A 25,734-nucleotide genomic window follows, 5' to 3' on the forward strand; every position below is an offset into this window, starting at 1 on the left:
AACACCGACGCCAAGCCCTAGCCTTTCGCCGACGCCGAGCACCACGCCGTCGCCTTCGGAAACCGCTTCGGCCACCGCTTCGGCCACCGCGTCGCAGACCGCCACCCCGAGTCCGTCGCTCAGCCAGAGCAGCTCACCGACCGCAAGTTCGACTGCTCAGGCTACGGAGTCTTCGGCCTCGGCAAGCCAGTCGACGCCGGCGTCCAGCAGCTCAACCGCACCGGCGGCATCGGACTCGCAGGACAATGACGATCTGGCTGATACCGGATCCGACGGTGCCCTGCTCATGCTCGGGGCAGCCGCCGCGCTGCTGGCAATCGGCACCGCGCTGTTTGCAGCACAGCGTCGCCGCAACCGGCATTAGGAACAATCTTCCACCACGAATCATGCGGCCCGGTAGGACGGCAACATCACTTGCCAGCCCTACCGGGTTCTGCTTTGCGTGCACCGGTCACACAAGCCCGGGAGAGTGGCGTTGTCCGGTAAACTTTGGCAGGTGAAGGTACTGGTTATTGGCCCAGGCGGCCGCGAACACGCAATTGTCCGAGCACTGAGTGCAGACCCCTACGTCAACGAGGTTCATTGTGCACCCGGCAACGCCGGCATTGCACAGGACGTCACCACCCACGCGATCGATGCCCAGGACCCTGCGGCAGTTCTGGCGCTCGCCAAGGAACTAGCCAGCGACCTCGTGGTTGTTGGGCCCGAAGCGCCACTGGCCGCCGGTGTAGCCGACGCCTTGATCGAGGCCGGAATCCCGGTATTCGGCCCGACCCGTGCCGCAGCCCAACTGGAAGCTTCGAAGGCCTTCGCCAAGGACGTGATGGCTTCGGCCCAGGTTCCCACCGCGATGGCGCACGTTGCAACCAATACCGAAGAAGCATCCAACGCACTGGACGACTTCGGCGCACCATATGTGGTGAAGGACGACGGACTGGCCGCCGGCAAGGGAGTGGTGGTCACCACCGACCGTGCCGAGGCGCTGGCCCATGCCGAAGCTTGCTTTGAAGCCGGTGGCACCGTGGTGATCGAAGAATTTTTGGACGGCCCCGAGGTCTCGCTCTTTGTCATCTGCGACGGTGTGCACGCGGTACCGCTGTCGCCGGCCCAGGACTTCAAACGAATCTTCGACAACGACGAAGGCCCGAACACCGGTGGCATGGGCGCGTACTCGCCGCTGGAATGGCTGCCACAGGGTTTTGTGGACGAGGTCATGGAGCGGGTTGCCTATCCGACCCTGCGGGAAATGGAAAAGCGAGGCACCCCGTTCACCGGTGTGCTGTACTGCGGTTTGGCAGTGACCAAACGGGGAATTCGTGTGATCGAATTCAACGCCCGCTTCGGTGATCCGGAAACCCAGGCAGTGCTTGCACGCCTGAAGACCCCGCTGGGCGGCATCCTGCTGGCCGCGGCCCAGGGCAAGCTGGATGACAGCGAGCAGCTGGTGTGGTCGAAGCAGACCGCCGTGGATGTGGTGCTGGCCGCGGAAAACTACCCGGATACCCCGGTGAAGGGCGCCGTGATTCACGGTCTGGATCAGGCCAATTCACTTGAGAACGTGCACGTTATGCACGCCGGCACCTCCAGCGACGAGGCGGGAAACATCATCGTCGCCGGCGGCCGGGTGCTCGCGGTGGTAGGACTGGGGGATGACCTGTCAGCTGCCCGTGCGGCGGCCTATGCGGGTGTGTCAGAAATCAGTTGGCCCGGTGCCCAGTCGCGCAGCGATATCGCACTGAAGGCAGAACGCGGCGAAATCGTCGTGGCAAACGAAAGCAAGTAGAGGACTAACGAATCATGGCAGGATTCCAAACCGAAGTGCTCAACCTCGAAGGTTGGGACCACTTCTACTCGGGCAAGGTACGAGACCTCTACGTTCCGGCTGGTGTCAGTTTCCAGGACACCGACAAGGTACTGGTGGTGGCCTCGGACCGTATCAGTGCCTATGACTTTGTGCTCACCAGTGAAATTCCGGACAAGGGCAAGGTACTGACCCAGCTGAGCCTGTGGTGGTTTGAGCAGCTTGGCGATTTCGCCAACCACGTGATCTCCACCGAGGTTCCCGCCGACGTCGCCGGCCGCGCCATGGTCTGCAAGAAGCTGGACATGTACCCGATCGAGTGCATCGCCCGCGGGTACCTCACCGGATCCGGTTTGGCCGAATACAAGGTGTCCTCCACTGTGTGCGAACTGCCATTGCCGGCGGGACTGGTTGACGGCTCGCGACTGGAACCGGCGTTGTTCACCCCCTCGGCCAAGGCCGAGGTCGGAGAACACGATGAAAACATCTCGTTCGCCCAGACCGTGGAGCGTGTGGGTGCCGCGGTGTCTGAGGCTTTGCGTGAGAAGACCGTGGCCCTCTACGAGCAGGCCGAGAAGATCGCTCGTGAGCGCGGGATCATTCTTGCAGATACCAAGGTCGAGTTCGGTGCGGATCCCGCCACCGGTGAGATCACACTGGGAGATGAGGTGCTCACTCCGGATTCCTCGCGTTTCTGGGATGCCGATTCATACACCCCGGGCCAGGCCCAAGCGAGCTTCGACAAGCAGTTTGTCCGCGACTGGCTGACCAGTGAAGCTTCGGGGTGGGACAAGAATTCCGGCGAGCAGCCACCTGCCCTGCCGGCCGACATTGTCGAAAAAACCCGTGCACGGTATATCGAGGCCTACGAACGACTGACAGGGCTGAGCTTCACCGCCTAGTTCTTGTCAGGAAAACACCACCCCGTCCCATCATTAACTGATGGTACGGGGTGGAGTTGCTTCTGCCGTTGTTTTCCCGCAAGGCTAGACTCAAGTCATGGCCGAGAAAATACAAACTGTCCAAGAGTACTTCAGCGCGGTGGAGCCAGGCTTCCGTGCTGAGCTTGAACGTATCCGTGAACTGGTCATGGACCTGGTTCCAGGTCTTGAAGAAACGCTCAGCTATTCAATGCCCACACTGAAATACAAGGGCCGAGCCCTGGTGTACTTCACCGCGTCGAAAAAGCACCTGAGTTTTTACCCCTCGTCTTGGGCCATTGAAGAGCTCGCCGAGCGGCTCACCGACTACAAAACCACGGTGCATGCAATCCAGTTCACCCCGGCGCACCCGTTGCCCGCCGAGCTGATCAAAGACCTGGTCCTGGCGCATATGAGGGAAATCGACGCAGGCCGGCACTAGGCTGCCAAACCAGGGCCCGAGCCCTGATCGCTATACCAGCGAGTCCATCCAAGCCTTGTGCAGCGCCGCAAAACGGCCGTTGGCGGCGATCAATTCAACTGGGCTTCCGTCCTCCACAATCCGGCCGTCATGGACCACCAGGACCCGGTCGGCAATCTGCACCGTTGACAACCGGTGCGCAATGATCAGTGCCGTACGATTGCCCAGCAGGGTTTGCAACCCATGCTGCACCGCGCGTTCGGAAGGGATGTCCAACGAGCTGGTGGCCTCATCCAGAATCAGTACCGCTGGATCGGCTAGGAATGCACGGGCAAAGGAGATCAGCTGGCGTTGCCCGGCCGAAACACGGCCTCCGCGTTTGTTCACGTCGGTGTCGTATCCCTCGGGCAGATCCAGGATGAATTCGTGAGCGCCCACAGCCCGCGCCGCATCATGGATTTCATCCAAGGACGCGCCTGGACGACCCAGCGCGATATTCTCCGCGACGGTGCCGGAAAAGAGGAATGCTTCCTGGGTGACCATGACTACGTGACGGCGCAGCTCTGCATTGGACAATTTGTTGATCGGCACCGAATCCAGTTCGAGGCTTCCCGAACGCAGATCATAGAAGCGGGCTATCAGCTTGGCTAACGTGGACTTTCCGGCACCGGTCTGGCCAACTACTGCTACTGTCTGACCCGCAAGGATTTTCAGGTCGAAGCGGTCCATGATGACCGGGCCGTCCCCGTAGCCGAACACCGCGTCTTGGAAAACAAGCTCGCCGCGGACCTCGGTGATGTGTTCGGGGGAGCGAGGCTCACGCACTGTCGGTTCTTCTTCCAACAGCCCGGAGACCTTTTCCAAAGCAGCCGTGGCTGACTGCAGGGATGAATAGAACATCGCGATCTCATCCATTGGCTGGAAGACCCGTTTGGCCGCCAGCAGGATCGCGACCATCACACCCACCGCGAGGGTGCCGTCGATGATGCGGAATCCTCCGTAGGCCAGAAGCGCTGCAACCGTCAGGTTGCCGATGAGGACCAAACCGGGCTGCAGGACACCGAAGAGGTTGAATGAGCGGACGTTGTTATCCCGGTACTGCCCGGCGATCTGAGCGTAGTTCTCATCGTTGGCGCGTTCGCGTCGGAAGGCTTTCACCGCGCGGATTCCGGTCATGGTTTCCACAAAGGTGGAGATCACCTTGGCTGAGACAACGCGGGACTCGCGGTAAAGCACCTCGGACCGGCTCTGGTACCAGTGGAACAGCACTGCTACCGGGATCACAGCGACACACACCACCACTCCTGAGCGCCAATCGAGGGCAAAGATGGAGATCAGGGTGAAAACGATGAATACGCAGGACGATGCCAGTTCGGAGACACCCTGGTCCAAGAGCTCCCGCAGGGTTTCCAAGTCAGAGGTCTGCCGGGAAATGATGCGTCCGGAGGTGTAATTCTCATGGAATTCGAGGCTCAGGCGCTGGGTATGGCGGAATACCTTCTGACGCAGATCCAGCAGCATCGCCTGGGAGATGCGGGCGGCGCACTTGATGTACCAGGACAGCAGTACTCCGGCCAGGATGGCGCACAGGATGTAGGCGCCGCCGGTCAAACCCAGCGACGCCCAATTGCCCTCCCGCACCTGAGGCAGGGTCCAGTCGATGGCAAGGGCGATCAGGATGGGTAGCAGCACCCTGGCGGCATTGGTGAACAACACCAAAACGATGGTGATGATAAACAGCTTTTTCTGCGGCAAGGCCAAAGTTGCCAGCAGGCGGAAGGAACGCCGGCGCACCTGTTTGCGTTCGGCGCCGGTGAGTTTGACGGCGTCTTCATTGGCGACACCCAGTGGCCGGCTCATCGGGCCACCTCCGCTCTGATCTCTGGTTCGTTGTCATCCAGGCTGGCAATGACATAACGGTAGTGTTCGTTGGTGCTCAGCAGGTTCGTATGGCTGCCCACCGCATCGATGCGCCCGTCGCGCAGTAGAGCCACCCGGTCGGCCAGCGTCACGGTCGAAGGCCGGTGCGCCACAACCAAGGTGGTGGTTCCGGACAGGACGCTGCGAAGCCGTTCGGTCACCGCTTCTTCGGTGCGCACATCCAGAGCCGAGAGCGGGTCGTCGAGCACCAGGATCCGGGGGCGTGCGGCAATGGCGCGTGCCAGGGCGATGCGCTGGCGCTGCCCGCCGGAAAGGGACAATCCTTCCTCCCCGATCAGGGTGTCCACCCCGTCGACGAGTTGATAGGAGAATTGCGCCTGGGCAACATCCAAGGCTTCATGCAGCAGCGCTTCACGCTGGGTGTCATTCAGGTGCGCCGGTGCACCCATGAGGACGTTCTCACGGATGGTGGTGGAGAACAAGGTGGTGTCTTCGAATGCCACCGCAATTTCGGTGCGCAGCTCATCCAGATCCCACTCGCGAACGTCTACCCCGTGCACCCGGACCGATCCTGCGGTGGTGTCATGCAGGCGCGGAATCAGGTTCAGCAGCGTTGTTTTGCCCGAACCGGTCAGGCCCACCAGCGCCATGGTTTCGCCTGGACGGATGTCCAGATTGATCTCTGCCAAGATGGGGCGGGCATGTCCCGCGGCGTCGGGATAGGCGAAACGCACATGTTCCAGTTGCACCTGGCCGGTGTATTGAGTCGGCCGGGATGGATGCTCCGGGGAGGTGATGTCGTTCACTGAGTCCATGACTTCGAAGTGGCGTTCCAAGGCGGTTTTGGTGCTCAGTGTCATTCCCAACAGCATGCCCATGGCTTCAACTGGAATGGCGATGACGGCGGCGATTGCAAAAAACGCAACAAGCGAACCGACACTCAGCGTCCCGGTGGCTACCTGTGCGATGCCAATGATCAAGCCGATCCCGAGGATGGTTTCGGGGATGGCAACCACGGTCAACAAAAAGCTTGCCAGCGTTTTGGCTTTCGAAAGCTCGGTTTCCTGAAGCGACTTAGCCTGCTCGTTGAAGCCTTCATAGATGTCTCGGCCACGGCCGAATGCCTTGATAACACGGATTCCATGTACCGATTCTTCAACTGCGGTCGCGAGGTCGCCGGCCTGGTCTTGGCTCAGGCGACTGGCGGCACGGAAATCATTGCGGAAATGGAAGGCCTTGATGGCGATGGGGATTGAGCCGAGCAGGAACAAGAGTCCCAGGATCCAAGAGTGGGTGAACATCAGCACAAGGCCGGTGATCACCGTGACGGTGTCTACGATCAGCATCATGGCCCCAAAGGCGATCCAGCGGCGCAGCAACGACAAATCGGACATGGAGCGTGACAGCAGCTGACCCGAACCCCAGCGTTCGTGGAAGGCTACCGGCAGGCGCTGCAGGTGCTGGTAAAAACCAACCCGCATATTCATCTCAACACCAGCGGCGGGGTTGAGGACAAACTGGCGGCGCAGGAAGATGAGCAGCGCTTCAACAAATCCAAGGAGGGTGATGATGGCGACGGCGAACCAGACCTGTGCGGAGGCACCGTTGACCGCGAGGACGTCATTGACCAGTTTGGCTAAAACCTGCGGTATGACCAAAGCGACGATTCCTGCGCCAAGGGCGCAAAGGAATCCACCAATGAGCCGGGGGAGTACCGGTTTGACGAAGGGTGCGAGCCTTTTTAGTGTTTGTGAAAGTGGAACCGATTCTGCGGTTCCACCAGTCTTGCCCTGCGCCACGATTCCCCGCATTCACCCAAATTTTCGACAGATCTCCAGCCTACAGTCACTAGTTGGGAGAATTCAATCATTCTGAGAATTGGGAAGCAAATGTTTCATAAGGGATGAAAAAATGGCTTCGGACCTGTCGCCATACCGTGCGTCAGGCCCGAAGCCACAAGATTTCTGGTTGTCAGTCGCGAGCGGTCAACGTCACGAGAACGGCCTCCGGTGGGCAGGCGATGCGGATCGGGGCGAAGCGCGAATGCCCCAGACCGGCCGAAACGTTCAGTGGAACGCTCTTGCCTTCATGCTCCCAGTAAGTCAGGCCGCGAGCACGCCAGGTGGGAAGGTCGCAGTTGGAGACGAGGGCACCGTAACCGGGAATGCAGACCTGGCCGCCATGGGTATGGCCGGCAAAAATCACGTCGGCGTTGGCCGCGGTGAACTGATCCAAGACCCGTTGGTAGGGTGCATGGGTTAGCGCGATGCGCACATGCGGTGCTTCATCGCTGGTGGAAGATCCCTTGGTCCACCCCGCGAAGTGGTCGCGCTCAATATGCGGATCATCCACACCGGTCAGGTCCAGCCGGATCCCCTTCAGGACCGTTGAGTACGCCTGGTTGGACATGTTGATCCATCCGGCGGAGCCGAAGGCTCGGTGCATTTTTTCGAAGGGCAAGGCGTCGCGCTCGGAGGGGTTCGGGGCTCCGGTGTGGCGGATGAGGTAGCGCAGCGGGTTTTTGGGTCGTGGGGCGAAATAGCAGTTTGAGCCGGGGACAAACGCGCCGGGAATGTGCATGAGCGGTTCGAGTGCATGCAACAGCGCCGGGACGCCGTTGAGGTGGCTGAGGTTGTCGCCGGTGTTGATGACGTAGTCGGGGTTCAGATTGGCCAGATTGCGGATCCAACGAGTTTTCACATGTTGGCCGGGAATCATATGAATGTCGGACAGGTGCAGGATGCGGATATCCGCGGCGCCGCGCGGCAGGACCTTCAAGGTTTCGCGGCGGACCCCGAACTTCTGTGTCTCGTACATCCCGTAGCCAACAAGCGCCCCGCCAGCGGCCAGCGCTCCGGCGGTGAGCAGAGCTGCGGTTCCGGCAGCGTGTCCCAGTGCCGATACAAAGTTTTTCTGTTCCGCCATGACTAGTCCGTCATCGTCCTTTCAAAATGGCTTTCGCACAAAGCCTTCACTAAGCCAATCTAAACTGAAGGGCCGCGTTCAACCAAAGTTGAACGCGGCCTTCGTAGCTAAATGCTAGTCGTCAGAATCTGATTCCTTCTTGGAATCTGATTCCGGCTTTGACTCTTCGTTTGAGCTCGATTCTTCTTTCGAGTCTGACTTGGAATCGTCGGAGGACTCTGACTTGGAGTCTTCCTTCGAATCAGACTTGGAGCTTGACGAGGAGCTGTCAGAAGTTTCCTTCTTTTTCACAACCGGAGCCTTGCGTGCCGAGCCAAGGGACTCGTGGGGGTAGTCGTAAACGGCTTCCTCCATGAAGTCCAACCACAGCGGTGCGGCGTAGGTCGAGGAGTCAACCATGGATGGAGCACGCTCATCGTTGATGAGGGCGCCGTGCATCAGGTTTTCCTTCTTGTCTTCGCCCTGTCCCTTCAAGCGGCCCACCCAGGTGGCGGTGGAGATACCGGTGGTGTAACCCACGAACCAGGTGGAGGTTGCACCGTTGTTCGTACCGGTTTTGCCGGCAATTGGAACATCGATGGTTCCCTTGGCGACACGGGTCTTGGCGATTCGGGTCAGCGTTCCGTTCAAGTCGCTGACGTTTTGTTCTTCAACGGCCTGGCTGCAGGTGCTCTTCTTCACCTTGTAACTGTTGCCATCGCGGTCGGTCACGGAAGTCAGCGCACGAGGCTCGCAGAACTCACCCTTGTTGGCGAAGGCGGCAAACGCGGCTGCTTGGCTCAACGGGGTGATTTTCTCGGAACCGATGATGAACGATGGGTTGCTCGGGGTGAACTCAGTAGGCGTACCGTTTTCGCCCTTGTCCTGCATCTTGAGTCCCAATGCGTTGATGTAGTCGGTGATGTTGCATAGGTCAACCTTTGCGGCTTCTGCAACCGTTGCCGAGTTGATCGACCAGTACAAGCCGTAGTCGACCTTCATTGATCGGTTGAAGCCGCGCGATGCGTTGCCGACTTTCCAGCCGCCAAAAGCCTGCGCGTATCCGGAATCGAGGCAGGAAGCTTTCCACTTGAAGGAAGAAGGATACTGCTGGCGCGAAGCATCAATGGTGTCCCACATGTTGTGGCCCTCTTTGAGCCACGCGAGCGTGGTGTAAGGCTTCATGGTTGAACCGCCCTGGAAGCCACCAGCGCCGTTGTAGGACTTTTCGACGGCGAAGTTGATTACCGTGTTGCCCAGACCGCCGGCCGGGTCGTACGTGGTGTTCTGGGCCATGGTCAGAATGTTGCCCGTTCCAGGCTCAACAGAAACAACGGATGAGTAAACGTCGGTATTCGACTTGGCCTTGGGATCGATGGCCTTGCGAGCATCCTTGGCGGCCTTTTTGTTCAGCTTGCCATTCAGGGTGGTTTTGATGGTCAAACCGCCGCGGTACAGCAGATTCTCGCGGTCCTGCTTCGTCTCGCCGTAAGCGTCATCGGTGAGGATCAGGTTGGTGACGTAGTCGCAGAAGTATGCGTTGTCACCGGCCGCGATACAGCCCGAAGGGGACTTGCTGGGATCCAGCTCCAGATCGGTTTTGATTGCCTTGTCGTATTCGGCTTGGGTGATGGCCCCGGCACGCAACATGTTGCCCAACACCTTGTTGCGTCGATCCAACGAGCGCTCGGGGTTGTTGATTGGATTGTAGACGTTTGGAAGCTGCACCATACCGGCCAGCATGGCTGACTGCTGGAGGTTCAGGTCCTTGGCATCAACCGAGTAGAAGTACTGCGCGGCAGCCTGCACCCCATACTCGCGACCGGAGAACAGCACCAGGTTCAGATAGCCCTCGAGGATTTCGTCCTTGGACATTTCCTTTTCGATGGACACAGCGTATTTGAGCTCGCGAATCTTATCCGCGTAGTCCTTCTGGCCGCTGACGGTGCTTTCATCGGAGCCGGTGAGCTCCTGGTTGTTCACCAGCAGGTTGTTCACGTACTGCTGAGTCAGGGTCGAAGCACCCGAGCGCAACGTACCGGTGAGGTTGCTAACCACGGCGCGGGCGATGCCCTGGGGGTCGATGCCCTTGTGCTCGTAGAAGCGCTGATCCTCAACGGAGACGATTGCCTTACGCATGAACGGCGAAATGTCATCTAGCTTCACCGGCTGGCGGTTCTGCTCGTAGAAATTTGCAATCGTTTTACCGTCGGCATCCACGATCGTTGAAGGCTCCGATATGGGGAGCGCCTCGAACGAGCTGGGAAGCGCGCTCACAATATTGTTACCGGTGGTCAAACCGGTTTTTGCGATAGCTGCCACTGGCACAATCATGCCGGCGGCAAGCACACCACACAGAGCACTGATTCCGAAGAATGCGACGATTTTGCCCAGAGTGGTAGCTGTATCAAAAAAGGGTGACTTCTTAGCTGCCATACCAACTAGTTTACAAGGACACGCTAACGTATCGAGTATGACTAAATGGGAATACGCCACATTACCTCTGCTCATCCACGCTACAAAGCAGATTCTCGACCAGTGGGGAGACGACGGCTGGGAGCTTGTAACCGTGGTTCCGGGCCCGAACGGCACCTCTCCGGTCGCCTACCTCAAGCGTCCAAAGCAGTAATTTCACAACACCGATTAAAGGAGTAAAACCCCATGCAAGAAGCCACTTCTTCGCGTGTCGAAGCTCGTCTTGCCGAGCTTGGACTGACCCTTCCCGCCGTAGCCAAGCCGGTAGCCGCCTACCTGCCTGCTGTCACTACCGGCAACTATGTCTACACCTCAGGTCAGTTGCCGCTGATTAATGGTGAACTCTCAGCTCTGGGAAAGGTCGGCGCAGAGGTATCAGCCGAAACCGCAAAGGCCCAGGCTCAGACCGCCGCACTGAATGCGTTGGCGGCCATCAAAGCCGAAATTGGTGATCTGGATCGCATTAAGCGCATCGTCAAGGTTGTCGGTTTTGTGGCCTCGGCTCCGGACTTCACCGGTCAGCCTGGCGTGATCAACGGGGCGTCGGAGTTCTTCGGCGAGGTACTGGGCGATGCTGGCCTGCATGCCCGCTCAGCAGTCGGCGTGGCAGTGCTGCCACTGGATGCACCTGTCGAGGTTGAGGTCGTCGCCGAATTTGAGTAGTCCACGACGCGACGCGGTGGCGCGGTCCAGGCGGGCTTTCCCGTCGGGGCCGCGCCACGGCGTGGTGCGCCGGCTCTTTGACGTGCCGCCGCACGAAGTCTCAGCGGCAGAGAACTGGTTCGCTTTCGGCTCGCGCACCCCGCGTGCGGCGCGCAAGGCGTCCTCCGTGGCGCTGGTGCGTGATAGCTCCCAGGGAGTTGAGACCTACCTGACGTATCGGCCAGGGGGCTCGCCCCTGGGCAACGTGGCCTTCCCCGGCGGAAGCCACGAAGCCAGCGACCGGGCCAACTACCAATGGTTCGGCCCGAGCTTGTCGCAATGGTCCAAACGTATGGAAGTCTTGGACCAGCAATTAGTGCAGGCGTATATTGTCTGCGCGATTCGAGAACTTTTTGAAGAAACCGGCATCCTGCTGGCCGGTGCCGACGAGCAGTCGGTGGTCGAAATGACCGACCCCGAAGAATGGATGACCGCTCGCGAAGCGATTGCCGGTCAGGACTTGGCCTTTGACGAGTTCCTGCGCCGCCGCGGCCTTGGTTTGCGTACCGACCTGTTGCGCCCGATCGCTCACTGGCTCAGCCCCAACTTTGCTTTCCGCAGGTTCGACACCTGGTATTTCGCTGTCACGGTTCCCCTGCGTCAGGAGCCAAGCGTGTTGCGCGGTAAGGGCAAATGGGGGCGCTGGTGCGTGGCCAGCCAGGTCATCGGCAAACGAAATAGCACCGCGCTGGGGGACCTGGTGGGCCAGCCGAACACCGTGAACCTGACACTGTCCCAGATCACCTATCCGGCGGTGGAAATCATGCTTGAACGAATGACCGACGCCAACGGGGTTGTTGCCTATCTGTCCCGCGTTCGGAGCTTCGACCTGCAACACCCGGATCTGCTGGTGCGAGACGGAACGTACTACCTAGAGGTCATCGGCACGCAGAAATCCGACTCAGCCAGCTCGTGGCAGGCTACGGCCGGGCATTAGGCCAGCGAAGCGAGATGTGCACAGGGATGCAGCAAGGGCCGAATACCCCATGGGGTATTCGGCCCTTGCCGTGATCCGCTAGTACGGCTTAGCGCGAGCGCTGGCGCAGACGCTGGATGTCTAGAATCACGACGGCGCGTGCTTCCAGGCGCAGCCATCCGCGCTGTACGAACTCGGCCAAGGCCTTGTTCACGGTTTCACGCGAGGCGCCGACCAGCTGGGCCAGTTCTTCCTGGGTCAGTTCGTGAGCGACCAAGATGCCGTCGGTAGCCGGGCGACCGAAACGGTCAGCCAGATCCAACAGTGCCTTGGCGACACGACCTGGAACGTCAGAGAAGACCAGATCAGCTAGGGACTCGTTAGTGCGACGCAGACGGGCAGCGAGAGCCTGCAGCAACTGGATCGAAACCTCAGGAGAGTGCAGGATCGCCTTGCGCATGTTCTCGTGGCTCAAACCGGCAAGTCGGGTTTCCGACACGGCGGTGGCCGTTGCGTTGCGTGGGTGTGGATCGAAAAGAGCCATCTCGCCGAACAGTTCACCCGGGCCGAGAACGGCAATCAGGTTTTCACGTCCATCCGATGAAGTGCGGCCGAGCTTGATCTTGCCCGAGACGATGAAGTACAGACGGTCGCCTTGATCGCCTTCACGGAACACCGATGCACCACGGGACAGATCGACCTCGGTCAGTTCTTCGGTTAGCGTGGCGAATACTTCATCACCAAGCGACGCGAAAAGCGGCGCACGGCGCAGTACCTCGATATCCATTAAATCTCCTGTCAACAGTAGTAGGCGCTCACTTCATTGTGCCGTATTCGGTAACAATGTGACAGTTTCCACACGTGGTTTAACCAAGAAAATGTTGAAAATCACGCAGATTCGAACAAAACTCGCGAATATGCTCGCAGAAATCCATCAGCTTCTAAGGGTACCTTGGATTAATACCGTTGAGATGAATGAAGTGGAGTCCTGGTGCTCGGAGTTTTTGGCTGGCTGGACGTGGTCATCTGCGTCGTTCTGCTGAGCTTTTTTATTATCGGGCTCCGCCGAGGCTTCCTGCTCACGGTAGGAGACATGCTCGGGCTGATTGTGGGAGGCGTCGCAGCCTTCTTCGCCATTCCTCTGGTCTCCACCCTGGCCACCAACCCATGGTGGCGTGTTGGGCTGATGGTCGCAACGGCCGCGGTGCTGATCATCATGGGCCAGGCCTTGGGGCGTTTTATCGCCACGAAGATCCGACGCTGGATGAACGTTGATTTCCTGCGTGCCGCGGATCGCCTAGCGGGCGGGGCTTTATCGATCCTGATTACCGCCACCATCATCGGCGCGCTGGCGTTCTCCGCCTCCAGCATGGGTATCCCCAGGATGTCTGCTGAAATCGCGAAGTCAAAAATGATCGACACCATCCGTGGGTTGACCCCGGATTTCGTCACCTCAGCGATTTCAAGCGCCCGTTCGGCGGTCATGGCCGAAACCATTCCGGCCTTCCTGGAACCCTTTGCGCCTCCGGTGGCCCCGGTTCCGGAAACCGACTGGGAAGCCAATGACGTGCAGCTCGCGGCCGCCAAGTCTGTGGCAAAGATCTCCGGAACTGCCCTTGAATGCGGCGTCAACCTGACCGGTTCCGGCTTTGTCATCGATCACGAAGTGGTGATGACCAACGCCCACGTGGTGGCCGGACTCAGCGCAACGACCGTGGAAACTCCCGGTGGCCAGCTCGGCCGCGGCAAGGTGGTGTACTTTGATCCGGCCGCTGATATTGCCTTGCTCTATGTTGAAGGCCTGGAAGCCGAACCAATCGATTTGGCCACCGAGGACCTCGCGCGCGGAGACTCCTCAACCTTTGTCGGATATCCGGCCGGCGGGCCGCAACAGGTGCGCGGTGCGGTGGTAGCCTCCAAGGCCACGGTATCGATCGCCAATATCTACGGGGAAGACCCCTCGCAGCTTTCGGTGTACCAGCTGACCGCACAGGTCGCACAGGGCAATTCGGGTGGCCCGCTGCTTGATGAATCAGGGGATGCCGTAGGACTGATTTTCGCGAAGTCCCGCAGCGATGACGAAGTCGGTTTCGCACTGAGCCTGGCAGAAATGCGTCAGGCGTTAGCGGCCGGCGGGGATCGGACGACCTCGATCAAAACCGGTTCCTGCCTCAGCGACTAACGCTCTTGACCGGAACCGGCTCCAACCTCTTGTGAATTACTTGCCCAGCAGGTGAACCAGTTGTTCTGCGGCCAACCGATACCCGTTAACCCCGGCGCCGATGATGATGGAACTGGCCACCGGCGAGACGTATGAATGATGGCGGAACGCTTCGCGTTTGTGCACATTTGAAATGTGAACCTCGATAACGGGAAGCTCAACACCGCTGATGGCATCGGCCAGCGCAATCGAGGTGTGGGTGAATGCCCCGGGATTGATGATGATTCCCGCGGCGTATGTGCGGGCTTCGTGGATTGCGTCGAGCAAAACACCCTCGTGATTCGACTGCAACGCGACGAGTTCGAACCCGTGGGATTCGGCCGTCGTTCGTGCCAGGGCCTCAACATCCGCAAGTGTTTCGCGGCCGTAGATTTCCGGTTCGCGGGTTCCCAGCAAGTTCAGGTTCGGTCCGTTAAGCAGCAAGATGGTGCGCGAGGCGTTTTCAGTCATGCAGTCAATCTAATACAGCCAGGTGCTCCGACCGTGATCCATGACGTACTAATCTCAGTGTGCACCAGGGGTGTCATGCTTCAACGCGAAAACTGCCAAACCTGGTTTTGCTGGGTATATTGATTGAAAAACATGAGATCAATGGGGCTTGCATGAAGAGTAGTACCAAACGGGTCATTGGCAATGTATCGGTCGGAACCTTTCTTGCAGGTGTTGTCGCGGTTCTTCTTGTGAGCCATTTTGATCCGAACTTTTTGAGAAACGATCCGGAACTCACCGCCGAGGCCAATGCCGGGACACCCATCGTCCAGGGACCGATCGTTCCCAAAGAGCTGCCCACGGCCAAGGCGAGCACAGCGGCCGAGATTGAGGATGCGCGGCAGCGGGCACTGGAGCTCGGGCGCTCAGCGGCAACCTGGGATAAAAACTGCGTCGCGTGGAATCCGCCTGAGGGCGGCGGTGTGCAGCAGCAGTGGGCCAACCGGGTGGGCGCATCCTGGTTGAATTCGGCCGGTGCGAGGTGCCCCGATGCGTTGACGTGGCCGTACTACTTCATTGACGGATTCGAATCCACCAGCGCCGGAGAACTGAAGGTGACATTGGAAGAAACCGCCGCCGCAGACCCCCACCTGTTGCAAGGGGAACCGCATACGATTCACCTACTTGGCGACGAAATCCTGGATGCAACCAAGGGCCAGTTTACGGACTTGACATCGATTGAGCTGAGCATTCGAGGCGACGACGTCCGCTGGAACGTGGCGGTTGACGATCGGGCTTGAGGCCGCCGCCCAACAGCATGGCCGCCACCCTGTGACAGGTGGCGGCCATGCTGTTCGGCGGTCGGGCAGGACGTTCTTGGCTACTTCTTCAGCGACTGCGCAATCTGGCTCATTACGGTGTTATCCGCCAAGGTGGTGGCATCGCCCACCTCGCGGCCCTCTGCAACATCCTTGAGCAGTCGGCGCATGATCTTGCCCGAACGGGTTTTCGGCAGTTCCGGAACCACCAGCACGTGTTTCGGCTTGGCGATCGGACCGATGTCCTTGCCCACATGGTTGCGCAGCGTCGCCACGACATCTTCACCCTCGGCCGGTTCGGCCCGCAGGATCACAAAGGCCACCACGGCCTCGCCGGTGGTGTCATCCTTGGCGCCCACGACCGCCGCCTCGGCGACGTAGGGGTGGGCCACCAGGGAGGACTCGATTTCGGTGGTGGACAGGCGGTGTCCGGACACGTTCATGACATCGTCCACCCGGCCCAGCAGCCAGATGTCCCCGTCGTCGTCCTTTTTGGCTCCGTCTCCGGCGAAGTACATGTTCTCGAAACGGGACCAGTAGGTGTCCTTGTAGCGTTCCATGTCGCCCCAGATGCCACGGAGCATCGACGGCCACGGTTCGCGGATGACCAAAAAACCGCCCTCGCCGTTGCCGACCGAGTTCCCGGCCTCGTCCACCACGTCGACGCTGATACCCGGCACCGCAACCTGGGCCGAACCCGGTTTGGTGTGGGTGACTCCCGGAAGCGGGGCAATCATGTGCGCGCCGGTTTCCGTCTGCCACCAGGTGTCCACGATGGGGGTCGGGTGTTCCTTCTTTTCGCCGTTGGCGCCGTTGTTGGAGCCGATGACCTCGCGGTACCACATCCACGCTTCGGGGTTGATCGGTTCACCCACGGAGCCGAGCACCCGCAAGCTGGAGAGGTCGTAACCGTCCGGGATGTCGCGTCCCCACTTCATGAAGGTGCGGATGGCGGTCGGCGCGGTATACAGGATGGTGACACCGTACTTCGCCACGATTTCCCACCAGCGGCCCTGGTGCGGGGTGTCCGGGGTGCCCTCATACATCACCTGGGTGGCGCCGTTGATCAGCGGCGCGTAGGTGACGTAGGAGTGGCCGGTGACCCAGCCGATGTCCGCGGTGCACCAGTAGACGTCGGTTTCGGGGTGCAGGTCGAAGGTGTCGCGGTGGGTGACCGCGCTCTGGGTGAGGAACCCGCCGGTGGTGTGGACGATGCCCTTGGGTTTGCCGGTGGTTCCCGAGGTGTAGAGCACAAAGAGCGGGTGCTCGGAGTCGTGGCCTACGGCGGTGTGCTCATTGCTGGCGGCGTCCACCACGTCGTGCCACCACGAATCCAGTGAACCGAATTCGGTTGGTTCGCCGTTGCGCTTGACGACCAGCACGTTCTGCACGGTATGGCCTTCGGTGGCCAGGGCGGCGTCAACGGCTGGTTTCAGCGGGCTTGGCTTGCCGCGGCGCCAGGTGCCGTCGGCGGTGACCACGAGCTTCGCATCGGCATCGTCGATGCGGCTGCGCAGGGCGTCGGCGGAGAAACCGCCGAACACCACTGAGTGGATCGCGCCGATGCGGGCGCAGGCGAGCATGGTGATCACGGCCTCGGGGATCATCGGCAGGTAGACCGCGACCCGGTCGCCCTTGGCGATACCGAGGGATTCAAAGGCGTTGGCGGCCTTTTTGACCTCTTCGGTCAGCTGCGCGTAGGTGTAGCTGCGGGTGTCTCCCGGTTCGCCCTCGAAATGAATGGCGACCCGATCACTCAGGCCGTTTTCCACGTGGCGGTCCAGGGCGTTGTAGGCCGCGTTGACCTTGCCGCCGACGAACCACTTGGCCACCGGTGCCTGGGACCAGTCCAGGGTTTCGGTGAAGTCGGTATCCCAGGATAGGACCTGGCGTGCTTGGTCGGCCCAGTAGCCCAACCGGTCGGCTGCCGCGGCATCGTAGCTGGCCTGGGTTGCGACGGCGTTGTCGCTGAATTCTTGGCTCGGTGCGAAGGAACGGGTTTCGTTCGACAGGTTGTCCAAAGTCTTGGATTCACTCACGGGGATTTGGTCCTTCCAGTTAGACAGGTTTAACTCTGTGATCAAAGTTACACGCTTTGAGGCTCAACCATGTGCTTTGTGTCACGCAATGGCGTGGGGGTGGGGCGATTCTGCGCCAAACGGTCATTGGGTGCGCCGAACTGCACCATCGCGGTGCGAAGTTCGCGCGCTGGAGGATGAGCCTGAAGGGTGAAAAGCCGACCGGTCCATGGCAGGATCAAGAGGTGGCTGTAAATGTAAAACTCGAAACCGAACTGGGTCTGAAACGCAGGGCCCGGAAGATCAACCGACTGCTGGCCGGGGCCTACCCCTATGCGGTGCCTGAATTGGATTTCGAAAATCCCTTTGAACTCCTGGTCGCAACGGTGCTTTCGGCGCAGACGACCGACGTTCGGGTCAACGCCATCACCCCGGCACTCTTCGCCAGATTCCCCGACGCGGTGGCCATGAGCCAGGCCGATCGAAGCGAACTCGAAGAACTGATTCGCTCCACCGGGTTCTTTCGCGCCAAAACGGATTCGCTGCTGGGGCTCTCCGCGGCGCTGGTTGAACGTTTCGACGGACAGGTTCCGCCCACATTGGGTGAACTGGTCAAGCTTCCAGGTGTTGGCCGGAAAACAGCCAACGTGGTGCTGGGCAACGCCTTTGGAGTCCCGGGAATCACCGTGGACACCCACTTTGGCCGGCTGGCAAACCGGTTCGGCTGGACCAATGAAACCGACCCGGTCAAGGTCGAATTCGCGGTTGGCGAGCTATTTGAAAAACGTGACTGGACCATGCTCAGCCACCGGGTTGTCTTTCACGGCAGGCGGGTCTGTCATTCCCGCAAGCCAGCCTGCGGGGCCTGTGCAGTGGCTAGCCTCTGCCCGTCGTACGGAATCGGTGAGGAAATACCAGCCAAGGCCAAAGCGTTGCTTAAGTACGAACTGGCTCCGGGGCGTGAAGAGCTGCTGGGCAAAATGCTCGCCGGGGCAACCCGCCGTGAGCTGCGGGCTGAAGGATACGGATTGGACGCATGAGCGCACTAAAAGACCTGCGACAGGTAGTTGCCGCGCATTCGCACACCCGCGGAGCGACCGAAAAACTCCCAGACTCCTGGGCGTTCAAGCAGCTTGATGCGAACAGCGTGCGTCGGGCGGCAATTTTGATGCTGTTCGGCTCGGCCGACGGTCAGGGACTGAGCCAGGATGCCGATCCGGCAGACCTGGACCTGTTGTTTGTTGAACGTGCCGAAACGCTGCGCGCCCACGCCGGGCAGATCGCTTTCCCCGGCGGCGGCATTGATCCGCAAGATGCCTCGGAAACCGATGCGGCATTGCGTGAAGCATGGGAAGAAACCGGGGTGCAGACCTCCGGGATCGACGTGCTAGGCCAGCTGGCCGCCACCGAACTGCCGGTCTCGAACTTCATTGTCACCCCGGTTCTCGGATGGTGGCACACCGAGTCTGAGGTCTTCCCGGTTGACCCGGGGGAAAGCGCCGGAGTGTTCCGGGCACCGGTGGCCTCACTCCTAGACCCCCGCAACCGCGTGTTGGGTGTTGTGCAGCGCGGCGGACGCAAGTTCAGCGGCCCGGCCTTCGAATATGAAGGAAGGGTCATCTGGGGTTTCACCGCGATGGTTGCCGACAAACTCTTCAACGAGTTGGGCTGGACCAAAACCTGGTCACCCAAACGCGAAATCCGGATGCTCTAGGCCAGCGTGGGCCCAGCCGGCTGGCTGCTACTTGGCCTCGGCATAACTGTCGGTGATCGCGATGCTGACCGGGAAGTTCACCGATTGCTCCCCGAACAGGGTGCGTCCGGCGAGCGCCGCGGCCTGACGAATGATTTCGGCAAGTTGCGGCGCCATGTGCTGCGGGCACTCAAAAACGATCTCATCATGGACAAAAAATACCTGGCGGCAGTCTTGGCTCCAGCCTGCCTGATGGATCAGGTGCCGGGCATGCCCCATCCAGATCAGTGCCCACTCTGCGGCGGTTGACTGCACCACGAAGTTCCGGGTGAACCGGCCGCGGGAGCGAGCGGCGGAATCCGCCGCGCGTTGCGAAGACTCATCTCGGGTGTTGCGCTGAGCCTGCCTCCACTGCTCGTTGGCCGGCGGGCAGCCGCGGCCCAGGAAACTGCTCACCCCATCACCTTGTTCGCCGGCGCGGGCGGCCGAATCAACAAAGCTCATGGCTGCGGGGAAGTTCTTTTTCAGCGCCGCGCCTACTGCTTGTGCACCGCCGGAGGACCCGCCGTAGATGACCGAAAGCATGCCGAGTTTGGCTTCCTCACGATCTTTGACCAGTCCTGCCTCGATGAGCCATTGGTACAGGTCATCTTGGAGTCCTGCTTGTTGCAGGCCACGATCCCCGGACATTGCGGCGAGGATCCGTGGTTCGAGCTGGCGTCCGTCGGCCACCACGAAGCTCCTGCCCGCCGGGGTGCGCACGACCTGCCGGATTGAATGGGGAAGTTGCAACGCGCCACCGCCGGAGGCCGCCCAACGCCCGGAAGCAACCGTGCCCAAAACATAGTGCGGGTGGAACCGCCCCTCCGTTACCCAGGTATCCAACCAGGTGTCCCCGTGGGTGCTGGCAAGCCGTGAGAGTTTTTTGTATTCAAGCACCAGGGTGATGAGCGGATGTTTGATCTGTTCCAATTCCCAGGCCCTGACCGACTGCACAGCGAAGCCCGCCCGGTGCAGGGCACGCAACAGTTCCTGCGGGGAGTCGGGGTTCAATCCCGGGGTTTGCAGGGCTTGGCCTAGCTGCTGGGCCAGGGCGGCGAGTTTTGGCGGACGCACGGATTCGGCAACACGCTCACCGAGCATCTGGCGCAGAAGCTGACGGTGTCCGTGTTCGTCCCACGACAGGCCTGCCGTCTCCATCTCGGCTGCGATCAAGGCACCCACGGACTCGGCGTTAATAAGCAACTGAATCCTGCGGCGGGCGCCGGGGTCTGCCGGAAGGGCCTGCAGCTGGGCGGCGAACATGTTGACCAGTTCATGCAGGGATTCCCCGGAGACCGGGGTGGAGAAGAGCGCCCCCTGATTTCCGGTGTCCTCGGGGGTCGGAGGGTTCTCCAAGTCGATATCTGCGATGTTCACCGCTGCGAGGGGGCTCCGGTGAAGTAATCGCTGCGCGAGCGATACCACGTGTGCCTTCGCCAGATATACGTCGCCCGCGGTGAGGATCTCCAGCCATGGGGTGGTGCGCAGCATCACCCAGCGTGGGCAATGGGTGGTTTCGACTTCTGCCACCGTTTGGCACAGTTCTTCGCGTGAGACGGTGCGTGGTGCGGTTAATGGTTCGCCATGGGAGGCATCACGCAGTTGCAGGAGGGCGAATCCGTCAGGATCTGCGGCGAGAAAGGCATACACACCTGATTGTCCACGGGGCATACATCCATTGTGCCGTGGGATTCCCAGATATCCCCAGTTCGCCGCCGTGGTGCGTTTGAACCGTGGCGCAGGGAGCAAGCTCGATCCATGAACTGGCTACCTTTTCACACACCTGATGTTGGACGCGGCTCAGATACCCGATTTGTTCCCCGGTCCCTGGAGCCGGGGCCCAGCGTGCCCGGCAACGGAAGCGTCCCTGGGCATTCGGCGCCGCCGGCTGATCAACCAGCGCCGGCGGCGCTTCAGAATCTGCCGCGGAACGATGGGGGTGCGCCATCGTGTGTGTTGGTGAGTAGCGATGAACAATTGGTGGAGCAGTGCGCGCTGATCTCTCTGGGGGCGGCGGTGCGGATCTGCCGGTGCACCCCGCAGTCCCCGTTGCTGCACGACACCACTGGTCCGGTGCTGTGGGGTGCCGATTCAATCTCGACGGTGCTGGCGACACCCACTCGATGCGATGTGCTGGTGGGAACCGAAACCCAAGCACAGCAACTCTGGGACGCGGCTAGCCGGTTGCCCCACGCCAGGGTGGCAGTGCTTCCAGGTGCGAGCCAGTGGTTGGGTGAATATCTTGGTTTGTGGGGGATGCGGGCCGGGCACGGGCACACCCTGGTGCTGGAGGCGCAGGCCGGCGGGGTCGGCGCCACTACGCTTGCGGTGTTGTTGGCCCACGCCGGAACCCTGAGCGGACTGCGAAGCCTGGTGATTGATTTAGACCCGCATTCCTCCGGAACCTGGCCGCGGATCTGCGCTCAGCCACGGGGCGGGATCGGTTGGGACGACTTGGCGGCGTCAGGCGGTGACCTGGCCGCGCACCAACTGGTTGAAACCCTGCCCAGGCTGCACGGTACGGCCGTGCTGACCTGGTCCGGGGTCCGGCCGTCGGTTGCGGTGACTGCTCCTTTGATCGCCAGGCTGCTGAGAGCTGCCCGGCAAGGGTTCGACCTGCTGGTTGTGGACACCGGACGAGCGGCGCATCCGCAGGCGGAGGTCATCGGCTACTTTGCCGACCGGAAGATCAGCATCTGCGATGAATCCAGTATTCCGTTGCACGGCCCCTATGTTCTGGCAGCCATCCACCGTAAACCCTCCAAGGCTCAGGGGCATGACGCAAGGTTGGGCTGCCTCAATTACATGCCTGTCCTCGAACGCGCTGTAGCGAACGGGGACCTTCTCGATGCACTGCGATCCCGAAGGCTGCGGCAACAGCTGGCCGACCTGCGGTTGCTGCCGGCGGCGAAAATCGACACCGCACACAACAACACCATCCATTCAACGGATCGAGTGGGATCATGAGCCCCGGTCGCCATGCGCCTGTCATTCCGGGGACTTCAGTGCAGGAGCAGTTGGACTCGCGGATCTTGCACTCGGTGCGAGAGCGCGCCCTGGCCGCCGGGGGAGAACTGGACACCATCACGCTCGCCGGAGCGATTCATGACTCCGGGGTGGCTCTGGGATCCTACGGGGCACGGGCCTCACTGAAATCCCTGCAAGATGAGGTCGCTGGCTTATCGATCCTTGAGCAATTCGCTGCGCCTGAGGGCGTGACGGACGTCCTGGTTGACGGGCAAGGCCAGGTATGGACGGACTCGCCGCACGGGCTGGCGCTGACCGGGTTTCGTTTTTCCTCTCCCGAAGAAGTACGGAACCTGGCCGTGCACCTTGCGGCCCTCGCCGGGCGGCGGCTCGACGCGGCCAATCCGTTCATGGATATGAGTGTCAAAAACTATCGGGTTCACGCAGTACTCCCACCGATCGCCACCGAAGGTCCGTTGCTTTCCATCCGGGTGAAAGTCCAGAATCGACTGTCGCTGTCCGAGGTACTCGCCCACGCCCCGGAATTCTGGCGCACACTGTTGGCAGAGGTGCTCGCCCGCCGGTTGAACTTTTTGATCACCGGCGGCACCGGGAGCGGAAAAACCACGCTGCTGCAGGCCATGCTCGCGGAAGTTGATCCTGACCAACGGCTGGTGATTATCGAAGACTCGCACGAACTGATGATTGACCATCCCCACGTGGTGGGTTTGCAAACACGCACTGCCAACGTTGAAGCCGCCGGACGAATCGACCTCCAAGACCTGGTGATCCAAGCCTTGCGTATGAGACCTGACCGGCTGATAGTCGGCGAGTGCCGCGGGGCGGAACTACGCGATTTTCTTGCCGCGATGAACACCGGACACCAGGGAGCCGCCGGGACTCTGCATGCAAACAATCCCGAAGCGGTCCCCGCACGTCTAGCCGCCTTGGGCGCCTTGGCCGGTTGGGGATTGCAAGCTACCTCGCTTCAGGCGGCCAGCGCCGTGGACCTGGTGATTCATATGAGCCGGCAGGAAACCGGTGTGCGCTCGCCGGTGGCGTTGGGTGTTTTGGCCACCGACTCGCAAGACCGGTTGCTGGTGTCCCCGCTCATTGATTCGGGATCGGCAAGCAGCCCGGATGCCCACGGGCTACAGATCCTAGGGCAAAAACTGGGTCAACAGGTGGCCCGCGAGGTTGAACGGTGGACACGTAGCAGAAACTTCCTGGGGGAGTGATGATTTTTATTGTGCTGCTGGTGCTCGGCGGAGTCTGGCTCTGGCCGGTGCGGCGTAGCGAACGGAAACAGGTTTCGGTTTCAAAAATCCGCAGTTGGTTCACCCGGCGCTCGGGGCGGGTCAACGGTGCACAACACACCCTGTTGTTGGATGCGGCAATTATTCGAGAACTTGCTGCCTTGCTGCGCAGCGGGGTGATGTTTCGGCAGGCAGTCGAGGCACTGCTCAAGGTCCGAGACGAACCGTGCCCGGTGCTGGAGACCTTGCGCCGGATGAATGCCGACGCAAGAATCCTCGGTGAGAACCACCCGCTGGCGCAGGGTTCAGCACATCGGGTCGCTGACTCCTCGGTTGAGCGTCTGGTGTGGTGCCTGAACCTTTCAGCCCGTACCGGTGCCCCCTTGGCGGCGGTGCTAGATCAGTTAGCCGAGGACCTGGAAGCAGAACTGTTGGCGAGGCAGTCATTTGATGCGGCGATGGCCGGTCCCCGTGCCACCACCCGGTTGCTCACCTGGTTACCGGTCCTCGGGCTGGGAGCGGGATTTCTTCTCGGCATCGATGTGGGGCACACGCTAATGACCTCGTGGATAGCCCAGCTCAGTGTGGTGGTTGGGGCGGGCTTGTGGATACTTAATCGTCTGTGGTGCCGGAGATTAATGGTGGCAACCACAACTCAGGCGCTGAAATGACGGCGCTTGCTGTGGGGGCGCTACTGCTGGCGCTGCTCTTGTGGACTCACCGCCAGCCGGGGCCATACCTGGTCCGAGGGCTGAACCACACCGCAACACATCGGGAAACTGCGGAACAGAAGCCTGCGCAGCACATTGAACCCATTGAGCTTGTCCTGGATCTTGGCGCGAGCCTGATGGATTCCGGGTTGCCCATGATTGCCCTGCTCGATGCCCTGGGGCAGTGCATTGAGCAGTGCTCCACGTTGCGCACGGTAGCCAGATGCCTTGAAATGAACATGGAGTGGGACCGGGCCTGGGAACCCGCACCGGCATGGCTTAATCCGTTAAAGCGTTCGCTGGGATTTGCCTACACAACCGGAGCGCCGGCCTCCGCCCTGCTGCGAAATACCGCGCAACTGCAACGCCGTGAACGTGTCCAACGTGTGGCCAGGTGCGGTGCTCAGTTCGCCACCAAGCTGGTGTTGCCCTTGGGCGCCTGCGCACTGCCGGCGTTTATTGCGTTAGGTGTGGTGCCGCTGATTATTGCCCAGTTTCCAAACCTGTCCTGAGCTCGGCCACAAAGTTTTACCCAGACCGTCATGGATCCGAACCGGGCGAAGCAATGCTCTGCCAACCTGTAACCACCATGACCTCCCACTGCGGGGACTGATTGGAATCCACCCTCGATGAAAGGAAACATCATGAAAATATCTTCGGCTAAGCTTCGTACACGACTTGCCGCTGAGCAAGGCTCCACCACGGCTGAATTTGCCATGGTCACGTTGGCTGCGGTGGCCTTCGCCGGCCTGCTCATCAGCATCCTGTCCAGCGGTGATGTGCGCGGCATGCTGATGGGGTTGATCAGCAAGGCACTGAGCTTGTAGGCCATGAGCTTCGTGGATGATCGTGGCAGCAGTACCGCGGAGTTCGCGGTACTGCTGCCGGCCATTGCGCTGATGCTTACGCTGCTTTTGTGCTTGGGGGTGTTGGGTATGCAGCAGATCCAGGTTCAGCAGGCTGCCGGTGCGATGGCGCGGGAGCTGGCCCGCGGTGAAGACCCCGGGGCGGCCATGACTAAGGGGATTCAGCTTGCCGGCAGTTCGGCGCACTACACCGTGAGCAACACGGGAGAATTCTCGACCGTGACGGTGAGAAAGTCAGTCGACCTGCCCGTGATCGGGGCGGTCGACGTCCAAGGAACTGCAAGCGTGGTGAACGAACGATGAAATACCGCGGATACTTGTCTCAGCAGGGGAGCAGCACCGTCGCGGTGACCGCCCTGATCATCGCCGCTTTGTTGCTCACCGTGGGGATTTTGGCATGGTCAGCGGTAACCCGGGCCGCGATGCAGGCGGCCGGTGCCGCGGACCTCGCCGCGCTGGCAGCTGCCGACACCGCGCGCGGATTGCGGGCAGGTGACCCGTGCGCCGCTGCACAGTTGCTGGCCGCGGCGAATGATGCCCGGTTGGATTCCTGCCTGATCGAGGCCGACGGGAGTACTGCCAGCGTGCAAGTTTCGGTTTTGATCAGTTTTTCTGCGGTCGGGTTTGAATTCCCGGCGGCCCGGGCGAAAGCGCGAGCCGGTGCCCCGCCGCTGACCCAGGACTAGGGCTACAC

At 60.7% G+C, this 25,734-nt stretch carries 26 protein-coding genes; 18 read left to right on the forward strand and 8 right to left on the reverse strand.

The annotated features are described in order from the left end of the window. From ACIOWL_RS09575 to ACIOWL_RS09590, 4 genes are all read left to right on the forward strand, one after another. A partial coding sequence (locus tag ACIOWL_RS09575) for an LPXTG cell wall anchor domain-containing protein (RefSeq protein WP_400384052.1) occupies positions 1 to 364 on the forward strand: 364 nt, incomplete at its 5' end. A gap of 132 nt (positions 365 to 496) precedes the next feature. Then, positions 497 to 1,783 (forward strand): phosphoribosylamine--glycine ligase, encoded by a 1,287-nt coding sequence (gene purD, locus ACIOWL_RS09580; protein WP_400384055.1) that lies wholly within the window; start codon positions 497 to 499, stop codon positions 1,781 to 1,783. A gap of 14 nt (positions 1,784 to 1,797) precedes the next feature. Continuing rightward, on the forward strand, positions 1,798 to 2,703 hold the full coding sequence (locus tag ACIOWL_RS09585) for a phosphoribosylaminoimidazolesuccinocarboxamide synthase (RefSeq protein ID WP_400384058.1): 906 nt from the start codon (positions 1,798 to 1,800) through the stop codon (positions 2,701 to 2,703). Positions 2,704 to 2,800: 97 nt separating this feature from the next. Further along, entirely contained in the window at positions 2,801 to 3,163 is a 363-nt protein-coding gene (locus ACIOWL_RS09590; protein WP_400384061.1) for an iron chaperone, read from the forward strand. A gap of 30 nt (positions 3,164 to 3,193) precedes the next feature. Here the strand turns inward: ACIOWL_RS09590 and ACIOWL_RS09595 are convergent, their stop codons facing one another. The 4 genes from ACIOWL_RS09595 to ACIOWL_RS09610 form a co-directional block, all read right to left on the reverse strand. Continuing rightward, a complete protein-coding gene (locus ACIOWL_RS09595; protein WP_400384064.1) occupies positions 3,194 to 5,002 on the reverse strand; it encodes an ABC transporter ATP-binding protein in 1,809 nt (602 codons plus the stop codon). Further along, positions 4,999 to 6,834: an ABC transporter ATP-binding protein gene (locus tag ACIOWL_RS09600; protein WP_400384066.1), complete on the reverse strand. Its 1,836-nt coding sequence runs from the start codon at positions 6,832 to 6,834 to the stop codon at positions 4,999 to 5,001. Before ACIOWL_RS09600 ends, ACIOWL_RS09595 begins: the two co-directional genes overlap by 4 nt. 160 nt (positions 6,835 to 6,994) lie before the next feature. Next, on the reverse strand, positions 6,995 to 7,948 hold the full coding sequence (locus tag ACIOWL_RS09605) for a metallophosphoesterase (protein ID WP_400384069.1): 954 nt from the start codon (positions 7,946 to 7,948) through the stop codon (positions 6,995 to 6,997). Between the two features lie 114 nt (positions 7,949 to 8,062). Further along, positions 8,063 to 10,363 (reverse strand): transglycosylase domain-containing protein, encoded by a 2,301-nt coding sequence (locus ACIOWL_RS09610; protein WP_400384072.1) that lies wholly within the window; start codon positions 10,361 to 10,363, stop codon positions 8,063 to 8,065. A 37-nt stretch (positions 10,364 to 10,400) separates the two neighbouring features. Between ACIOWL_RS09610 and ACIOWL_RS09615 the strand changes: the two genes are divergently transcribed. The 3 genes from ACIOWL_RS09615 to ACIOWL_RS09625 are packed head-to-tail and all read left to right on the forward strand — an operon-like array spanning position 10,401 to position 12,041. Next, complete coding sequence (locus ACIOWL_RS09615) at positions 10,401 to 10,556, forward strand: hypothetical protein (protein WP_113607488.1); 156 nt, start codon at positions 10,401 to 10,403, stop codon at positions 10,554 to 10,556. Positions 10,557 to 10,588: 32 nt separating this feature from the next. Next, entirely contained in the window at positions 10,589 to 11,065 is a 477-nt protein-coding gene (locus tag ACIOWL_RS09620) for a RidA family protein (protein ID WP_400384075.1), read from the forward strand. Then, on the forward strand, positions 11,058 to 12,041 hold the full coding sequence (locus ACIOWL_RS09625) for an NUDIX hydrolase (RefSeq protein WP_400384078.1): 984 nt from the start codon (positions 11,058 to 11,060) through the stop codon (positions 12,039 to 12,041). The genes ACIOWL_RS09620 and ACIOWL_RS09625 overlap by 8 nt, the downstream gene beginning before the upstream one ends. 88 nt (positions 12,042 to 12,129) lie before the next feature. On the opposite strand, the gene ACIOWL_RS09630 is transcribed toward ACIOWL_RS09625, so the two are convergent. Then, positions 12,130 to 12,807: a Crp/Fnr family transcriptional regulator gene (locus ACIOWL_RS09630; protein ID WP_400384081.1), complete on the reverse strand. Its 678-nt coding sequence runs from the start codon at positions 12,805 to 12,807 to the stop codon at positions 12,130 to 12,132. 204 nt (positions 12,808 to 13,011) lie between these two features. Between ACIOWL_RS09630 and ACIOWL_RS09635 the strand changes: the two genes are divergently transcribed. Continuing rightward, positions 13,012 to 14,202: a MarP family serine protease gene (locus tag ACIOWL_RS09635; RefSeq protein WP_400384084.1), complete on the forward strand. Its 1,191-nt coding sequence runs from the start codon at positions 13,012 to 13,014 to the stop codon at positions 14,200 to 14,202. Positions 14,203 to 14,238: 36 nt separating this feature from the next. On the opposite strand, the gene aroQ is transcribed toward ACIOWL_RS09635, so the two are convergent. Next, positions 14,239 to 14,691 (reverse strand): type II 3-dehydroquinate dehydratase, encoded by a 453-nt coding sequence (aroQ, locus tag ACIOWL_RS09640; RefSeq protein WP_400384086.1) that lies wholly within the window; start codon positions 14,689 to 14,691, stop codon positions 14,239 to 14,241. A 152-nt stretch (positions 14,692 to 14,843) separates the two neighbouring features. Here aroQ and ACIOWL_RS09645 point away from each other — a divergent pair, with 152 nt between their 5' ends. Beyond that, the gene (locus ACIOWL_RS09645) at positions 14,844 to 15,470 is read left to right on the forward strand and encodes a hypothetical protein (protein ID WP_400384088.1); all 627 of its coding nucleotides are present in this window, start codon (positions 14,844 to 14,846) and stop codon (positions 15,468 to 15,470) included. 80 nt (positions 15,471 to 15,550) lie between these two features. Here the strand turns inward: ACIOWL_RS09645 and acs are convergent, their stop codons facing one another. Continuing rightward, on the reverse strand, positions 15,551 to 17,527 hold the full coding sequence (gene acs, locus ACIOWL_RS09650; protein WP_400384091.1) for an acetate--CoA ligase: 1,977 nt from the start codon (positions 17,525 to 17,527) through the stop codon (positions 15,551 to 15,553). Between the two features lie 224 nt (positions 17,528 to 17,751). Between acs and nth the strand changes: the two genes are divergently transcribed. Together nth and ACIOWL_RS09660 are read left to right on the forward strand one after the other, a co-directional pair. Further along, the gene (gene nth, locus ACIOWL_RS09655; protein ID WP_400384094.1) at positions 17,752 to 18,546 is read left to right on the forward strand and encodes an endonuclease III; all 795 of its coding nucleotides are present in this window, start codon (positions 17,752 to 17,754) and stop codon (positions 18,544 to 18,546) included. Next, positions 18,543 to 19,220 (forward strand): NUDIX hydrolase, encoded by a 678-nt coding sequence (locus tag ACIOWL_RS09660; RefSeq protein WP_400384097.1) that lies wholly within the window; start codon positions 18,543 to 18,545, stop codon positions 19,218 to 19,220. Before nth ends, ACIOWL_RS09660 begins: the two co-directional genes overlap by 4 nt. Before the next feature lie 27 nt (positions 19,221 to 19,247). Here ACIOWL_RS09660 and ACIOWL_RS09665 read toward each other — a convergent pair whose 3' ends face one another. Beyond that, positions 19,248 to 20,912, reverse strand: a complete 1,665-nt coding sequence (locus tag ACIOWL_RS09665) for a bifunctional 3'-5' exonuclease/DNA polymerase (protein ID WP_400384100.1) — start codon at positions 20,910 to 20,912, stop codon at positions 19,248 to 19,250. 288 nt (positions 20,913 to 21,200) lie between these two features. Here ACIOWL_RS09665 and ACIOWL_RS09670 point away from each other — a divergent pair, with 288 nt between their 5' ends. From ACIOWL_RS09670 to ACIOWL_RS09700, 7 genes are all read left to right on the forward strand, one after another. Beyond that, a complete protein-coding gene (locus ACIOWL_RS09670; protein ID WP_400384102.1) occupies positions 21,201 to 22,208 on the forward strand; it encodes a hypothetical protein in 1,008 nt (335 codons plus the stop codon). Continuing rightward, the gene (locus ACIOWL_RS09675; RefSeq protein WP_400384105.1) at positions 22,205 to 23,446 is read left to right on the forward strand and encodes a TadA family conjugal transfer-associated ATPase; all 1,242 of its coding nucleotides are present in this window, start codon (positions 22,205 to 22,207) and stop codon (positions 23,444 to 23,446) included. The genes ACIOWL_RS09670 and ACIOWL_RS09675 overlap by 4 nt, the downstream gene beginning before the upstream one ends. After that, positions 23,446 to 24,135 carry a type II secretion system F family protein gene (locus ACIOWL_RS09680; RefSeq protein WP_400384107.1) on the forward strand — a complete coding sequence of 230 codons (690 nt, stop codon included), beginning with the start codon at positions 23,446 to 23,448 and terminating at the stop codon, positions 24,133 to 24,135. Before ACIOWL_RS09675 ends, ACIOWL_RS09680 begins: the two co-directional genes overlap by 1 nt. Next, positions 24,132 to 24,686, forward strand: a complete 555-nt coding sequence (locus tag ACIOWL_RS09685; protein WP_400384110.1) for a type II secretion system F family protein — start codon at positions 24,132 to 24,134, stop codon at positions 24,684 to 24,686. Before ACIOWL_RS09680 ends, ACIOWL_RS09685 begins: the two co-directional genes overlap by 4 nt. Positions 24,687 to 24,818: 132 nt before the next feature. Beyond that, a complete protein-coding gene (locus ACIOWL_RS09690) occupies positions 24,819 to 25,001 on the forward strand; it encodes a DUF4244 domain-containing protein (protein ID WP_400384113.1) in 183 nt (60 codons plus the stop codon). A 3-nt stretch (positions 25,002 to 25,004) separates the two neighbouring features. Then, a complete protein-coding gene (locus ACIOWL_RS09695) occupies positions 25,005 to 25,343 on the forward strand; it encodes a TadE family type IV pilus minor pilin (protein WP_400384116.1) in 339 nt (112 codons plus the stop codon). Further along, a complete protein-coding gene (locus ACIOWL_RS09700) occupies positions 25,340 to 25,726 on the forward strand; it encodes an Rv3654c family TadE-like protein (RefSeq protein ID WP_400384119.1) in 387 nt (128 codons plus the stop codon). The genes ACIOWL_RS09695 and ACIOWL_RS09700 overlap by 4 nt, the downstream gene beginning before the upstream one ends. Positions 25,727 to 25,734: the final 8 nt, after the last annotated feature.

The organism is Glutamicibacter sp. NPDC087344, assembly GCF_044744225.1.
Lineage (GTDB): Bacteria > Actinomycetota > Actinomycetes > Actinomycetales > Micrococcaceae > Glutamicibacter.